Source organism: Streptomyces sp. ITFR-21 (assembly GCF_031844685.1).
Taxonomy (GTDB): domain Bacteria; phylum Actinomycetota; class Actinomycetes; order Streptomycetales; family Streptomycetaceae; genus Actinacidiphila.
In genome coordinates this window covers 806963-820995 of record NZ_CP134605.1, presented here as the reverse complement: position 1 = coordinate 820995, position 14033 = coordinate 806963, and the positions used below count along the sequence as shown (strand labels likewise).

Here is a 14033-nt window from a genome sequence, read left to right as displayed (position 1 = left end):
GACCCCGTGGTCCCGCCCGCCGCCCGTCGGCGGTTTCCTGCCGTTACAGCACATCAAGGCGGTGTTTCCGCTGCATTACGGTAGGTGAACAGCAGATGACGTACGCCGGGCCCGGCCGGCCGGCACGGCCCCTGACGGGTGGTCAGTCCGCCCGGTGCGGCCCGGCGGTGAAGTCCGCGTGCAGCCGCCGGGTGTGGTCCAACCGCCGGACCGGCCCGGTCAGAGTGCAGACCACCGTCAGCCGGGGGTCGGCGGAGGACGGGCCGAGCCGCAGCTCCACCGCGCCCGGCTCCACGATCCGCCCGCCGTCCCGCCCGGTGAAGGCGGCCAGGTCGGTGGGCACCCGGACGGTGACCCGGGCCGCCTCTCCCGGCGCGAGGTCGAGCCGCCGGTACCCGATCAGCCGCTGGACCGGCTGCACCACGGACGCGACCGGGTCGTGCAGGTACAGCTGCGCCACCTCCGTCCCCGCCCGCGCACCGGTGTTGCGCACGGTGAACGCCAGCCGGATCTCCCCGTCCGTGGCCGCACGCAGCCTCTCCACCTCCAGCTCCGACCAGCGGAACGTGGTGTACGTCAGCCCGTGCCCGAAGCCGAAGGCCGGCGTCGGATCGATGCTGGACACCTCGCTGGCCTGACCCAGCCGGGCCGTCAGATAGGTGGACGGCTGGGCCCCGGGGCCGCGGGGGACGGACACCGGCAGCCGGCCCGAGGGGGCGACCCGGCCGCTGAGCACGCCGGCGATGGCCCCGGTGCCCTCCTCGCCGGGGAAGAAGGTCTGCACGATCGCCGCCGCTTCGCCCGCCGCCCGGCCGAGCGCGTAGGGCCGCCCGGCGAGCAGGGTCACCACCACGGGCACCCCGGTGTCCAACAGGGCGTCCAGCAGCCGCTGCTGCACGCCCGGCAGGGCCAGCGACTCGGCGTCGCAGCCCTCCCCGCTGGTGCCGCGGCCGAACAGCCCGGCCCGGTCGCCGAGCGCGACGACGACCACGTCCGCGGTACGGGCCAGGGCTGTCGCCCCGGCGAAGCCGCTCTCGTCGGTGCCGTCGACCGAGGCCCCCGGGGCTGTGACGACCTCGGCCGCGGGGAACTCCGCCGCCAGAGCCTCCCGCAGCGTCGGCAGCCCGATGCCGGCCGGTACGTCCGGATGCTGCCCGCCCACGTGCACGGGGAAGGCGTAGCAGCCCAGAACGGCCGTCGGCGCCTCGGCGTTGGGGCCGACGACGGCGATCCTGGCCGGCCGGCCCAGCGGCAGGGTGCCGTCGTTGCGCAGCAGCACGATGCTCTGCTCGGCGACCTCCCTCGCTAGCGCGCGGCTTTCGGCGGTGTCCAACTCCAGGCGCCCGCGCAGGGCTTGAGGGTCCGTCAGATCGAGGTCGGCCAGCGCGGCCGGCACCGGGTCCCAGTCCGCGTCGAGCAGCCCGAGCTCGGCCTTCTGGGCCAGCACCCGCCGCAGCGCCCGGTCCACCACCGCCTCGTCCACCTCGCCGCCGGCCACCGCCGACAGCAGCGGCTCGCCGAACGCCTTCACCGTGGGCAGTTCGACGTCCACACCGGCGCCGAGCGCGGTGCCGGCCGCCTCGCCGAGCGTCGCCGCCACCCCGTGCAGGGTCTTGAGGAACGCGATGCCGAAGTAGTCGGCGACGACCGTCCCGGTGAAGCCCCAGGTGTCCCGCAGCAGTCCGGTCAGCAACTGCTCGTCCGCCGCGGCCGGCACCCCGTCGGTGTCGGTGTAGGCGTGCATCACCGAGCGCGCGCCCCCCTCCCGTACCGCCATCTCGAACGGCGGCAGCATGACGTCGGCGCGCTCCCTGGCGCCCATTCCCACCGGGGCGAGGTTGCGTCCGGCCCGGGAGGCGGAGTAGCCGGCGAAGTGCTTGAGGGTGGCGACGATCCCGCCGGCCTGCAGACCCCGGACGTAGGCGGTGCCCACCGTGCCCACCAGGTACGGGTCCTCCCCCATGGTCTCCTCGACCCGGCCCCACCGGGCGTCCCGCACCACGTCGAGCACCGGGGCGAGCCCCTGGTGCACGCCCACCGAGCGCATGTCGCGCCCGATCCGCTCCGCCATCCGGCGGATCAGCGCGGGGTTGAAGGTCGCGCCCCACGACAGCGGCACCGGGTAGGCGGTGGCGCCCCAGGTGGCGAAGCCGGCCAGGCACTCCTCGTGGGCCAGCGCCGGGATGCCGAAGCGGCCCGCCGCCACGATCCGGCGCTGGGTGCGCAGCAGCGACAGCGCGCCGAGTGCCGGATCGACGGGCGCGGTGCCGAAGGGCCGGGTGAGCTGCCCGAGGCCGTCCGGCAGCAGCGACTCCAGGGTGACGGGTGCCTCCATCTCGTGCTGGTACGGGGCGACTTCGCCGCCTTCGTCGGAGGCCCCCACCCACACGCCGAACAGCTGGGCGATCTTCTCCCGCAGGGTCATCCTGGCGATCAGCGCGTCCGCCCTGGCGGTCGGCGCCAGCGCCCGGTCACGCCAGGCGGGAGCAGCGGAATCTGTCTCTTCGATCACGGTGCCGGTCACTTTCCTCCGACGCCCATCAGCCCCTGGGTCAGGGCGCGGCGGGCGAACAGGTAGACGACGAGGATGGGCAGCATGGACAGCACCACCGCGGCCGGCAGGCCGGGGATGTCGACGCCGTGCTGGGTCCGGAAGTTGTACAGGCCCAAGGTGAGGACCTTCGCCGAGTCGGACTGGGTGAGCACCAGGGGGATCGCGCGGGCCGCGCCCTGGTAGATGAGGGTGTGGAACGGCGTGTGCTGCCAGGCCCCGACGAAGACGAGCACCCCGATGCGCCGCTGCGCGTGCCGAGCAGGTTGCCGACGGCCGGTCGCGCCTTCACGAACTCGTCGGAGTACTGGAGCTTGAGGAACTCGGCTATGGCGTCGGGGTACCTGGTCTTCTTCAGCACCGAGCGGAAGTCGTTGGTGTTGCCGACCACGTCGCCCGGGTCGCCCTTGCCGCCCTTGCCGCCCTGGACACCGGGGAAGGACCGTAGCCGAGGTCGGACGCCGCGCAGTCCGGGCCGGCGTCCTGCTGGGTGGAGTACTCCCAGGAACCCGTCAGTTCGAAGCCGGCCCGGCCGGCCGCGAGCACCTTCGTGTTGCTGAACAGCAGCACCGGCTGGGTGTCGCGCATCGGGATGCCGTACGGCTTGCCGTCGATCACCGTGGTGTTGGACACCGAGGGCGGGAAGTCGGCCTTGAGCGCGGGGTTCCTGGCGATGAGGCCGTCCAGCGGCAGCAGGGGTTGGACCGTGACGAAGGGCTGGATGCTGCCGCCGCCCCAGTTGAAGAAGACGTCCGGGGCCTGCTTGGTGTTGATGACGGCCTGCAGCTTCTGCTGGTAGTCGGCGCCGGGGATGGTGTCCAGCACCGCCTTGACCTCGGACGTCTTGTTGAAGGTGGCGACGATCTGCTTCTCCACCTCGTTCGTCGCGTCCCCGTGGACCAGCACGTGGAACCGGCCGGACCCGCTGCCGCCCGAGTCGCCACCGCCGCAGGCGGCGAGGGACAGTCCGAGTACGAGCGTCACGCCGCCGGCCACCGCGGGAGGGCCGTGCGTATGTTGTCATCGTCCTGCCTCTCGAAAGTTTCGAGATCTCTACCGAAACATGCGTCGTGCTGTGACGCTAGGGTTCGACCGGAGAGGGGTCAACCCTCGGGTCGGCGGTTATCAAAGCGTTACGTCGGCCGCGCGCCCGGAATGACGTACGCTGCGGTCCATGGACGACGATGACGAGACCGCGGACCGGGTGACTTTGGCCCAGGTTGCCGAAAACGCCGGAGTTTCGGTCTCGACAGTTTCGAAGGTGCTCAACGGCCGCCAGGACGTCTCGCCGCCGACCCGGCTCAAGATCGAGCGGCTGCTGGCGGCCCACGGCTACCGGCGCGGCGCCCGCACCCCGCCGGACGCGCCGCTGATCGAGATCGTCTTCCACGAACTGGACGCGATCTGGGCGATGGAGCTGATCCTCGGCGTGGAGAAGGTCGCCACCGAGAACGGCGCGAGCGTGGTGCTCACCCAGAGCGGCACCCGCCACGCGCCGGGCCCGGAGTGGATCGAAGGCGTGCTGCGCCGCCGGCCGCTCGGCGTGATCCTGGTCTTCTCGGCCCTGCCGGCCGAGTTCAAGCGGCAGTTGCGGTCCCGGTCCATCCCGTTCGTCATCATCGACCCGGCCGGCGACCCCGAACCCGACGTCCCCTCGGTCGGCTCCGCCAACTGGTCCGGCGGCCTGGCCGCGACCCGCCACCTCATCGAACTCGGCCACCGCCGGATCGGCGTCATCACCGGCCCGGAGGACATGATGTGCTCGCTGGCCAGGCTCGACGGCTTCCGCTCCGCGATGTCCACGGCCGGCCTGACGACAACCCCCGGCCTCGTCGCCCACGGCGACTTCCATGTCGAGGGCGGTTACGTGCGCGCCCTCGACATGCTGCGCGGCCCCGACCGCCCCACCGCCGTCTTCGCCGGCAGCGACCTCCAGGCCATCGGCGTACTGGAGGCCGCCGCCACGCTGGGCCTGCGCACCCCCGACGACCTCTCCGTGGTCGGCTACGACGACGTGGCCGTCGCGCAGTGGTCGCGCCCGGCCCTGACCACCGTGCACCAGCCGCTGCGCCGGATGGCCGAGGCCGGGGCGGAGATGCTGCTGCGGCTGCGGGCGGGGGAGCGGACCACCACCCGGATCGAGCTGGCCACCAGCCTGGTGGTCAGGAAGAGCACGGCGCCGCCGCCGGCGTGAGGGCGCCGTGCCGGCCCGAGGGGGCGGCTGGCGTCGTGCGCGGACGATCCGCCGGTGGGGTCGGTTGCGCGCGCGATTCCTCACGCCCCTGGTCGGTCAGCCGCCGGGGGCAGCGGCGTCCCCGGTCCGGTTGCCGCTCACGCGTCGCTCGCGCCTCACCCCCGCGCGGGCGGCAGGTCCACCAGGGCGGCGAGCGCCGCGCGATGGCGGCCCGGCGTGCCCAGCGCGATGGTGTCGGCCTTCGCCCGCTTGAGGTACAGGTGCAGCGGGTGCTCCCAGGTCATGCCGATACCGCCGTGCAGCTGGACCGCCTCCTCGGCCGCGCGCACGGCGACCCCGCTCACGTACGCCTGCGCCACCCGTACCGCGACGGCCGCGTCCACCGCCTCCGAGGCCACCGCGTCCGCCGCCGCGCGGGCCGCGGCGCGGGCGTTGACGACCTCCAGCCACAGGTCCGCCAGCCGGTGCTTGAGCGACTGGAACGAACCGACGATCCGCCCGAACTGACGCCGCTCACCGAGGTACCGGACCGTCTCGTCCAGGCACCACTGGGCCACCCCCAGCTGCTCCGAGGCCAGCAGGGCGGCACCCGTCAGCAGCGCCGACCCCAGCGCCGCCGCCGGATCGGCCGCGGGCAGCAGCCGCCCGGCCGCCGCCTCCAGCCGCAGGTCCGCCGGGGGCCGGGTCAGGTCCAGCGCGCCGAACCGCCGGACCGCCACCTCGGCCGCGGCCACCTCGTACAGCCCGGGGCCCTCGGGACCGACCGCCGCGACCACCGCCACATCCGCCGTCACCGCGTCCGCGACGCTCGTGACCGTCCCGGTCAGCCGCCCGTCGGCGTCCGCCCGTACGCTGTGCGGGAAGGGGTCCCCGGGCGCGGTGGACAGCGGTACGGCCAGCGTCGCCGTCGCCGCGCCCCCGGCGAGCCGCCCGAGCAGAGCGGCGACCCCCGGGTCGGCCGGGTCGCAGCCCAGCAGCGCCGAGGTCGCCAGCACCGCGCTGCCGAGGAACGGCACCGGCGCCACCGCCCCGCCCAGCTCCTCCAGCACCACGGCCGCCTCCCGCGCCGACGCGCCCTGGCCGCCCAGCTTCTCCGGCACCAGCAGCCCGGCCAGCCCCAGATCGGCGGCGAGCACCCGCCACAGCGCCGGGTCGTACGGCTCGCCGCCCTCGATCCGGCCGAGCACCGCGGCCGGCGGGCAGCGGTCGGCCAGCACATCGCGGACCGCGGCCCGCAGCGTGTCCTCCACGTCGGTGTACAGCAGGTTCATCGGGGCAGGTCCTTCCAGGCGGCGTCCTTGTCGGTCCGGGGCTCCGCCGGCAGGCCCAGCACCCGCTCGGCGATGATGTTGCGGAGGATCTCCGAGGTGCCGCCCTCGATGGAGTTGCCCTTGGCCCGCAGATAGCGGTAGCCCGCGTCCCGGCCGTAGAAGTCCACGCTCTCCGGCCGGACCGCCGTCCAGTCTCCGTACCGCAGGCCCTCCTCGCCGAGCAGCTCCACCTCAAGGCCGCTGATCCGCTGGTTGAGTCCGGCGAACGCCAGCTTCAGCCCGGACCCCTCCGGCCCCGGGGCGCCGGCCGCCAGCTGCTGGCGCACCCGCTCCGCGCCGAGCCGGGCCGCCTCCGCCTCCACCCACAGGCCCAGCAGCCGGTCGTGCAGCTCCGGCGTCCGCAGCTCGGGCCGCTCCCGCCAGAGCGCGGCGACCGGCCGGATCATCCCGCCCTCGCGGGGCAGCGCCGTACCGCCGATCGCGACCCGCTCGTTCATCAGAGTGGTCTGCGCGACCCGCCATCCCTCACCGACCCCGCCCAGCCGGTGCGCGTCGGGAATCCGCACCCCGGTCAGGAAGACCTCGTTGAACTCCGCCTCCCCGGTGATCTGCCGCAGCGGCCTGACGTCGACACCGGGGTCCGTCATGTCGCACACGAAGTAGCTGATGCCCTGGTGCTTGGGCACGCCGGGGTCGGTGCGGGCGATGAGGATGGCCCAGCGGGCGTTGTGCGCGCCGGACGTCCACACCTTCTGCCCGTCCACGATCCAGTCCGGGGCCCCGCCGGTCCCGTCCCCGGAGCCGGCCTCCTCCCCGCCCCCGGCGCCGGCACCGGCCCCCTCGCGTACCGCGCGGGTGCGCAGTCCGGCAAGGTCCGATCCGGCGCCCGGCTCGCTGAACAGCTGGCACCACACCTCCTCGCCGGTCCACAGCGGGCGCAGAAACCGCTGCTTCTGCTCCTCGGTGCCGTACCGCAGGATCGTCGGAGCCGCCATCCCCAGCCCGATCCCGATCCGCCCGGGAGCGTTGTCCGGCACCCCGGCCGCCGCCAGCTCCTCGTCCACCACCCGCTGTGCGGCGCGCGGCGCGCCGAGACCGCCCAGCCCCACCGGGAAATGCACCCACGCCAGCCCGGCGTCGAACCGGGCCCGCAGAAAGTCCAGTGGTACGCCGTCCCCCGGGTCCCACCGGCGCGCCAGTGCCGCGGCCCGGCGCCGCAGGTCCTCCTCGACCTCGCGCCCCGCCCCGAAGGGGCCCGCGTCCTTTCCCGCCCTCGCCATACCGCCACCCTCTCGCCGTCCGACCCTGCCTAAGCAAGCGCTTGGAAACGTAACCGAACCGCCCGCCCGGCAACAGGGGGCGGCGCCACCGGCTCGCCGGCGCGGTCGCCGGGAGTCGTGAACGGTCCCCGGCGGCCGGCCGGCTCCCGGCAGCGGTCGCCCTCTCCGCCGCGGCCGGCTTTCGGAAGAGTCCCCCGGCAACGCTGAGCCCCCGGCGCGGATCAGCCGCCTGCCGCCTGCCGCCTGCCGCCTGCCCGGTGGGCCAGTGGGCCGGTCAGCCCGCCGTGCGGATGGCGCGGCCGGTCAGCCGGGCCGGCACGACGCGGATCCACAGGTCGCGGATGCCGCCGGCCCGCGGCTGCGCGCCGGGGCGTCGCGCGTAGCGGCGGACAGCCCGCTCGCCGGTGACGTGCTCGGCGGAGCCGAAGGCGAGGACGCTCCAGCCGTCGGCGCGGTGCTCGCCGGTGTGGTCGGCCTCGAAGGTGATGTCCTGGCCCGGGTCGGCGGCCGCGGCGCCGCTGCGGGCGGTGGAGTAGACGATGCCGCCGCCTTCGACGACGTAGTTGACCGGAAGGACGAGTGTGCCCTCCCCGCCGGGCAGCGCGATCCGGCCGATGCCGTGGTGTCCCAGGCGGTTCCAGCACTCCTGCGCGGTCAGCTTCTCCAACCGGGCGCCGGGCACCGGCGGCGTCTGTCCGGGGGCTCGTCGGCACGCCCGGCCAGCAGCTCGTCGTACGTCACGTGCAGCGCTCCGGCCAGCCGCCGGAGCCCGTCCTCGTCGAAGCCGTAGCCCAGCTCCTCCAGGTGCCGGAGGTAGGCGGGCGCCATCGCGGCGCGGTCGGCGAGTTCGGACGCGGTGATACCGAGCTGCCCGCAGTACCGGGCCACCCGCCCGGCCAGATCCGGCGGTGGGCCCGCGACGGGGGTGTCCGGTGCGCCCGACCCGTCCGTCCGGTCGTCCGATGCCATGTCGTCCCACCTCGCCCGGCCGGACCCGTCGCCTCGTCCGCCGACCCGTGCCGTACCCCGGCCCTTTTCCCGTTCCCTTTTTTCCTTCTTTTCCCATCGTGCGCCGGGAAGCAGGGGGTCGCCAGGCCGGGCGCCGGGCTCCCCTCCCGGTGTCCGGCTCCCGCTCAGGCGCCGGGCGGCCGGTACGGCGGTGCGCCCCCGTGGCTCGGCGCCCTCGGCGGGCCGATGCGCCCGCGGTGCGCCCCGGTGGCGCGCGGGACCGGGGGTTTGGTCAGGGTGATCTGGCGGATGAGCTGCTGGAAACAGGCGAGCGTGGCGATGGTCGGCAGGCTCACCACGCTCACGCCGGTGAACGTCCGCGGCGTCTGGACGACGCAGAACACGATGGCGAAGGCGGAGAAGGCGAGCACCACGGCCCACGCGTGCAGGGCCCGGCGCTGGTACAAGGCGGCGCGCACGATGGACAGCGAAGCGGCCGTCCACGGGCCGTACACCAGCAGCGGCCACCAGCAGGCCAGCCCGCCCGGCGTCTGGGCTCCGGCGAACCGGCGCAGGGGATCGTGCGTCACCGTCCCGCCCAGCACGCTGACGACGGCCATGATGCCGACCGACATGACCAGCATGGAGAAGCTGAGCGCCTCCCCCCTGGTCGGCTTCCACCGCTGCGGCTCCGCACGGGCCTTGCGGTGACGGCGCCGGGACAGCGGGACGTCGCCGGTGTCGATGTGCAGGGCGAGCCCGGCGGTGGCCTCATGGCTCATCGACGCTTCCAGGAACTGCCGCAGCTCCGCGTCCGACTGCAGGACTCCGTTCATACCGTCAGGACCGGGCGGGAAAGATCCAGGCTCTTCCATGGTCTCGTACACGGTCGCGTGGCCGTGCCACGGACCGGGATAGGGGGCGGTGAGGAAATCGTTGTCCGCCACACCCTGCTGGGAGGGGAATTCATACATGGAAGGTCTCGTGTCCTTGCTTCACGCCGGTCCGGTCGGACGGCTCGCCCGGCCCGGTGATTCCGGCTGCGCCGTCCGGGGCCCTGGGCCGCGGCGGTCTGATCATCCCGATGATCCGGTCACACGCGTTCCTGGCGGGCGGCGTATCCCCGCGAGAACTCCGCCTCGATGTCGGCCATCAGCTCGGCGAACTCGGCCAGGTCCACCGAGCAGTGCAGAAGAGGGACGTGATCGCCGCCGCGTCGCAGGTAGCCGTTCCGGTGCTCGCCGGTGGGGCCGAGGGAGGCCGGGATGAAAATCCATGCGCCGAGCCAGTGGCCGACGGGTGCGGCGGATTCCGCCGATGCGGTATTGGTGGTGAACTCACTCATGTTTTGTCAACGACCGCGATGCATATATCGCGTGCTGCCATTCAGGTGACGCGGGTAAAAATCCTGGCATGCCGACCCGTCCACGGGCCGGGCCGCGGGCTACGTTCGTACGTCGCGGCTCGATACCCGGTCGCCCCTGCGCCCGGAAATCCCGGTGGGTTCCGCCGAGGTCCGGGACGCCGCCGCCCACCGTCCCATCGCCGGCGCACGGTAGGCCGCGGAAACGCCTGGCATCCTCAGGAATCGGAATAACGTTGTTCTCCCGCTCCCGCCTTTCCCGGAAGGCGCCGCGGCGGCCCGCCGGGCCCGGGGCGGGACGGGCGGCCGCCACCGGCCCGGTCCCGGCGCCCTCACGCGTACCGGATCTCCGAACGGCCGAGGATCGAACGGCCCGCCGCGGCGCGCAGCCCGGCCTCGAAGTCGCGCGCCGCGCTCTCCCGTTCGAAGGACCGCAGCGGGGAGCGGAACCTGTTCAGGTACTCGACGTCGAGAGTCGACCTGAGCTGCGCGAGCAGCGTCACCGCCTGTGTGGCACTCTCGCACGCCCCCTCCACGTCCCGGGTCTGGAACCGGGCCGTGGCGAGCAGCAGCAGATCGCTGGTACGGCGGCGCACCCGGTGCTCCGGATGCCAGGACAGCGCCTCCTCAACCTTGCGCGCGGCGAGTTCGGGCTGCCGGAGGTCGAGGTAGCAGTGCGCCTGCCCGTCGGCCGGGTACGCCCGGTCGAAGTGGACGATCCAACCGGGCTCCTTCTCCGGGCCGGGCCGGTCGAGAGCGTCCATCGCCTTTCCTGCGGACGACTCGCAGGTCCTCCTGTCCCCGAGCAGGGCGCAGCCGCGGGCCTCGGCCGCCAGCAGGCACGCCTGTGTGGTGGGGCCGGCGTGGCCGCGGGTGCCCTCCTGCGCGGCGCGGGCGGGTCCGGCCCGGCGTCCCCGCGGACCGGCCCGTCCGCGGGGGAGCAGTCCCGGCGGGACCGCCCCCGACAACCGACGAAGCCGCCGGCACTGTACCTCGGTTCACTGTACGTGTCCATGCGGCCACGGTGGGCCGCGACCACGGGCGGACCCGGCCTGACGAACCGTCAGGCGGTCGCCGAACCGCCCGCGGCGGGAACGGGATCGCGCGGTCGGCCGTACGGCCCGCCAGCCGGCGCACGGTGGAGCCGGCCCGCCCCGGTCACCGCTGGAGCACCGCGATGCACACCGCCGCCAGCACCGTGACGATCACGAAGACCACCAGCCGCTGCCGCAGCAGCCGGCGTGAGGCCCCCTGCGCGCGCCGTGCGGCGGGCGTCCGGACCGAGGGGTGCGACGGATGGGAGTGATGCGGCGGCTGCGCGAACCGGTCCTGCCGCGTCGCCCCGGCGCCCGGCGCCGGCGTCCGGCCGGTGGCCCGCCCCGTGCCTCCGCCGGTCCGCGGCGCGGTGCGCTGCGCCGCGTACTCCTCGGCCCGTCGCCCCACCGGCCGCTCCGGGCGCGGCCCCGCGGCCTTCGGGACGCCCTCCCGGCGCGGGGCCCCGACGCCGCGCGCCTCGCGGTGCGCGATCTCCCCGAGCCGCTCCGACAACTGCGCCGTGCTCGGCCGGTCCGCCGGGTCCTTCGCCAGGCAGGCGTAGACCAGGGGCGCCAGCACGTCGGGCACCCCGGCCAGGTCCGGCTCCTCGTGCACCACCCGGTACAGCATCACCTCGGAACTGCCCTGCCCGAACGGGGAGTCGGCGGTCGCCGCGTACGCCAGCGTCGCGCCGAAGGCGAAGACGTCGGTGGCCGGTGTCACCGCCGCCCCGCGCACCTGCTCCGGCGCGAGGAAACCCGGCGAGCCGACCGCCGTTCCGACGTGGGTCAGCGTGCTCGCACCGGTCGCCCAGGCGATCCCGAAGTCGATGATCCGCGGCCCCTTGGGCGACAGCAGGATGTTCGACGGCTTGAGGTCCCGGTGCACCACCCCGGCCTCGTGCACCGCCACCAGGCCCTCGGCGAGTGCCGCCCCGATCGTGGCGACCTCGGCGGCCCGCAGCACGCCGTGCTCGGCGACCTTGTCGTGCAGCGAGGGGCCGGGTACGTACTGGGTGGCGAACCACGGCCGTTCGGCCTCCAGGTCCGCCGCCACCAGCCGGGCGGTGCAGCCGCCGCGGATCCGCCGGGCCGCGGACACCTCACGGGCGAACCGGGACCGGAACTCCTGGTCCTCGGCCAACTCCGGCCTGATCACCTTCAGCGCCACCCTTTGACCGCGCTTGTCCGCCCCCAGGTACACCACGCCCATGCCGCCCGCGCCCAGCCGCCGGTGCAGCCGGAACGCGCCGACGACCCGCGGATCCTCGCGCCGGAGCCGCATCATCGCCATGTCCTGTCCGTCCCCTACCTCCGGTGGTGGGGGAAGGGCCCCACTCCGCTGACTGGCCGGTCGGCCGCCCACAGCTTACGGACTCACGTCCCCGTCCGTGCCGAAGCCCCGCAGGCGACGGACCGTGAATTGTCGGTGCCGGGTGGGACCCTGGGAGTGGGGAGCGAGCCGCCACTGTTCCCCGATTCGCCAACGGACCGTCTGCCGAGGGGGATTGACGCCGTGAAAGGTGATCGTGTGGAAATCGTCGTCGACGCGGGGGACACCACCCGCACCTATGAGGTCATCGCCACCCGAGCCGGCCGCCGGGTCGAGACCGCGGTACGCCGCGGGGTCGTGGAGGTCAGCGAGGTCACCCGCAGTGGCACGGTGATCCGTACCGCCCGCTTCATGGCCACCCGCGTCCTGGCCCTGGTCGAGCAGCCGATCCCGCGGGACGACGACCAGGCCGGCTGAACCGACGCCGCGTCTCGGGGATGTCCCCGGCGTCCGGGGCCCGTTCCTCCACCCAGGGGAGTACCCCGCGGCCGGGCCGTCATCCTCCGGGAGGCCCGCGAAGGGGTACGAGGGAGTGACGACCGGGGTGCCGGGCCGCCCCTAGTGTTGAGGTCAAGCGGCGGGCGATGCACTCGTCCCCCGAGGTCAGGAGCCCGCCGCCCCCCACATACGTCGTCCGTGGCCGGCCTGGGGCGCCCTCGGGCACCCCGTGGTCCGGAAGAGCGGTCCGGGCCGAGGACACACCGGCACAACCCCGTGGGGACGGGGGTACGGCGGACGACTGCGGTTGCCCGGGTATCACCAGATACCCGGGCATTACGCTGTCCTGGTCCCGCCCTTCCCGCGGGGCGAGGACCCAGGGCCCAGGACGGGGAGCAGCACGTGATTCCGGCCGACCCGACAGCAGCGGTACGTTCCCCCACGCCCACGCCCACGCCCACGCCTGCGCCTGCGCCGGGACCGGCGCCTGCGCCGGCACCTCCGCCCGCGCCGACGCCTGCGCCCGCACCGGGAATTGAGCCGGTGCCGGTATCGCCGACGGCGCCCGCACCGGCAGCTCCGTCCGCACCGGAGCCCGTGTCCGTGCAGGCGCTCCCGTCCGCGTCCCCAGCCGTGTCCGCGCCCGCACGCACGTCAGTGCCGGGACCCGCGCCCGCGCCCGGGCCGGCCGCCGGCCCGCTGACGGCCGCGCTAACTGCGTACGCGGCGGTCGCGGGCGGCGACGGGCCCGCCGTCGTCGTCGCCGACCGGCCCGACGCCACCGTCGTCCGGGTCGGCGGCGCGGTGGCCAAGGCGCACGCCGCCGACACCGACCTCGCCGCGCTCGGCAGCCGGCTCGCCGTCGCCGCCCACCCCCGGATGCGGGACATCCTGCTGCCCCCGTACCGGCCCGCCGCCGGCGCCCTGTCGGCCGAGGGCCGGGCGGTGAGCGTCTGGCCGTACGGCCGGCCGGTGGATCCCGGCGATCCGCGGGCCGCGCCCTGGGAGGACGCCGCCGTGCTGCTCGCCCGGCTGCACTCCGTACCGCCCGCCGAACTGCCCGGTCCGCTGCCGCCGATGCGCGGCCCGGCGAAGGCCGCCCGCGCGATGGCCCGGCTGCGCGCCGCCCCGGACAGCGCCGCCGCCCGGACCGTACGGCTGGCCTGGCGCCGGCTGCCCGGCTGGGCCCGGGACGAGACGCCGCGCGAGGGCCGCGCCGCGGTGTGCCACGGCGACTGGCACCTCGGCCAGCTGGTCCGCTACCCGGCCCCGGACGGCCGCTGGCTGCTGATCGACGTCGACGACCTCGGCCTGGGGGAGCCCGGCTGGGACCTGGCCCGGCCCGCGATGTGGTTCGCGGCCGGCCTGCTGGCACCCGAGGTGTGGGTCCGCTTCCTCGCCGCCTACCGGGACGCGGGCGGCACCGCGGTACCGGGCGACGGCGACCCGTGGGGCCGTCTCGACGTGCCGGCACGGACGTTGGCGGTGCAGAGCGCCGCTACCGCGGTGACCAAGGCGGCCCGCGAGGAACGCGACCTGGACGAGGCCGAGTCCGAACTGCTGGCCACCTGCGCCCGTATCGCCCACCTAAAATGAACGTACCTGTTTATTGCGAGGAGTT

The 14033-nt window shown here is 74.7% G+C and carries 12 protein-coding genes and 2 pseudogenes; 3 read left to right on the top strand and 11 right to left on the bottom strand.

From position 1 onward, the window contains the following. Positions 1 to 142: 142 nt before the first annotated feature. From RLT57_RS03710 to RLT57_RS03700, 3 genes and pseudogenes are all read right to left on the bottom strand, one after another. A complete protein-coding gene (locus RLT57_RS03710; RefSeq protein WP_311300555.1) occupies positions 143 to 2425 on the bottom strand; it encodes a glycoside hydrolase family 3 N-terminal domain-containing protein in 2283 nt (760 codons plus the stop codon). Between the two features lie 95 nt (positions 2426 to 2520). After that, positions 2521 to 2712, bottom strand: a pseudogene (locus tag RLT57_RS03705) (carbohydrate ABC transporter permease); the annotation flags it as partial. 53 nt (positions 2713 to 2765) lie between these two features. Further along, a pseudogene (locus RLT57_RS03700) lies at positions 2766 to 3547 on the bottom strand (ABC transporter substrate-binding protein); the annotation flags it as partial. Positions 3548 to 3725: 178 nt separating this feature from the next. Between RLT57_RS03700 and RLT57_RS03695 the strand changes: the two are divergent. Continuing rightward, positions 3726 to 4745 (top strand): LacI family DNA-binding transcriptional regulator, encoded by a 1020-nt coding sequence (locus tag RLT57_RS03695; RefSeq protein WP_311295925.1) that lies wholly within the window; start codon positions 3726 to 3728, stop codon positions 4743 to 4745. Between the two features lie 155 nt (positions 4746 to 4900). On the opposite strand, the gene RLT57_RS03690 is transcribed toward RLT57_RS03695, so the two are convergent. The 8 genes from RLT57_RS03690 to RLT57_RS03655 all read right to left on the bottom strand — a co-directional run bounded on the left by RLT57_RS03690 (position 4901) and on the right by RLT57_RS03655 (position 11935). Continuing rightward, a complete protein-coding gene (locus tag RLT57_RS03690; RefSeq protein ID WP_311295924.1) occupies positions 4901 to 6016 on the bottom strand; it encodes an acyl-CoA dehydrogenase family protein in 1116 nt (371 codons plus the stop codon). After that, positions 6013 to 7296 carry an acyl-CoA dehydrogenase family protein gene (locus RLT57_RS03685; protein ID WP_311295923.1) on the bottom strand — a complete coding sequence of 428 codons (1284 nt, stop codon included), beginning with the start codon at positions 7294 to 7296 and terminating at the stop codon, positions 6013 to 6015. Before RLT57_RS03685 ends, RLT57_RS03690 begins: the two co-directional genes overlap by 4 nt. Before the next feature lie 274 nt (positions 7297 to 7570). Then, on the bottom strand, positions 7571 to 7978 hold the full coding sequence (locus RLT57_RS03680; protein ID WP_311295922.1) for a pyridoxamine 5'-phosphate oxidase family protein: 408 nt from the start codon (positions 7976 to 7978) through the stop codon (positions 7571 to 7573). After that, positions 7951 to 8265, bottom strand: coding sequence for a helix-turn-helix domain-containing protein (locus RLT57_RS03675; RefSeq protein WP_311295921.1), 315 nt, complete (start codon positions 8263 to 8265; stop codon positions 7951 to 7953). Before RLT57_RS03675 ends, RLT57_RS03680 begins: the two co-directional genes overlap by 28 nt. A gap of 164 nt (positions 8266 to 8429) precedes the next feature. Next, positions 8430 to 9218, bottom strand: a complete 789-nt coding sequence (locus RLT57_RS03670; protein ID WP_311295920.1) for a DUF2637 domain-containing protein — start codon at positions 9216 to 9218, stop codon at positions 8430 to 8432. A 119-nt stretch (positions 9219 to 9337) separates the two neighbouring features. Next, a complete protein-coding gene (locus RLT57_RS03665; protein WP_311295919.1) occupies positions 9338 to 9589 on the bottom strand; it encodes a hypothetical protein in 252 nt (83 codons plus the stop codon). A gap of 350 nt (positions 9590 to 9939) precedes the next feature. Then, complete coding sequence (locus tag RLT57_RS03660; protein ID WP_311295918.1) at positions 9940 to 10371, bottom strand: hypothetical protein; 432 nt, start codon at positions 10369 to 10371, stop codon at positions 9940 to 9942. A gap of 394 nt (positions 10372 to 10765) precedes the next feature. Continuing rightward, on the bottom strand, positions 10766 to 11935 hold the full coding sequence (locus RLT57_RS03655) for a serine/threonine-protein kinase (protein WP_311295917.1): 1170 nt from the start codon (positions 11933 to 11935) through the stop codon (positions 10766 to 10768). 222 nt (positions 11936 to 12157) lie between these two features. On the opposite strand from RLT57_RS03655, the gene RLT57_RS03650 reads away from it, so the two are divergent. Next, complete coding sequence (locus RLT57_RS03650) at positions 12158 to 12391, top strand: hypothetical protein (protein ID WP_311295916.1); 234 nt, start codon at positions 12158 to 12160, stop codon at positions 12389 to 12391. Between the two features lie 678 nt (positions 12392 to 13069). Next, the gene (locus RLT57_RS03645; RefSeq protein ID WP_399127969.1) at positions 13070 to 14008 is read left to right on the top strand and encodes a phosphotransferase family protein; all 939 of its coding nucleotides are present in this window, start codon (positions 13070 to 13072) and stop codon (positions 14006 to 14008) included. Positions 14009 to 14033: the final 25 nt, after the last annotated feature.

What these genes read in the sequence shown, in the direction of transcription:
- RLT57_RS03710 (WP_311300555.1), bottom strand. Translation starts at nt 2,425, where the DNA reads ATGACCCTGCGGGAGAAGATCGCCCAGCTGTTCGGCGTGTGGGTGGGG.
- RLT57_RS03695 (WP_311295925.1), top strand. Translation starts at nt 3,726, where the DNA reads ATGGACGACGATGACGAGACCGCGGACCGGGTGACTTTGGCCCAGGTT.
- RLT57_RS03690 (WP_311295924.1), bottom strand. Translation starts at nt 6,016, where the DNA reads ATGAACCTGCTGTACACCGACGTGGAGGACACGCTGCGGGCCGCGGTC.
- RLT57_RS03685 (WP_311295923.1), bottom strand. Translation starts at nt 7,296, where the DNA reads ATGGCGAGGGCGGGAAAGGACGCGGGCCCCTTCGGGGCGGGGCGCGAG.
- RLT57_RS03675 (WP_311295921.1), bottom strand. Translation starts at nt 8,265, where the DNA reads ATGGCATCGGACGACCGGACGGACGGGTCGGGCGCACCGGACACCCCC.
- RLT57_RS03670 (WP_311295920.1), bottom strand. Translation starts at nt 9,218, where the DNA reads ATGTATGAATTCCCCTCCCAGCAGGGTGTGGCGGACAACGATTTCCTC.
- RLT57_RS03665 (WP_311295919.1), bottom strand. Translation starts at nt 9,589, where the DNA reads ATGAGTGAGTTCACCACCAATACCGCATCGGCGGAATCCGCCGCACCC.
- RLT57_RS03660 (WP_311295918.1), bottom strand. Translation starts at nt 10,371, where the DNA reads ATGGACGCTCTCGACCGGCCCGGCCCGGAGAAGGAGCCCGGTTGGATC.
- RLT57_RS03655 (WP_311295917.1), bottom strand. Translation starts at nt 11,935, where the DNA reads ATGGCGATGATGCGGCTCCGGCGCGAGGATCCGCGGGTCGTCGGCGCG.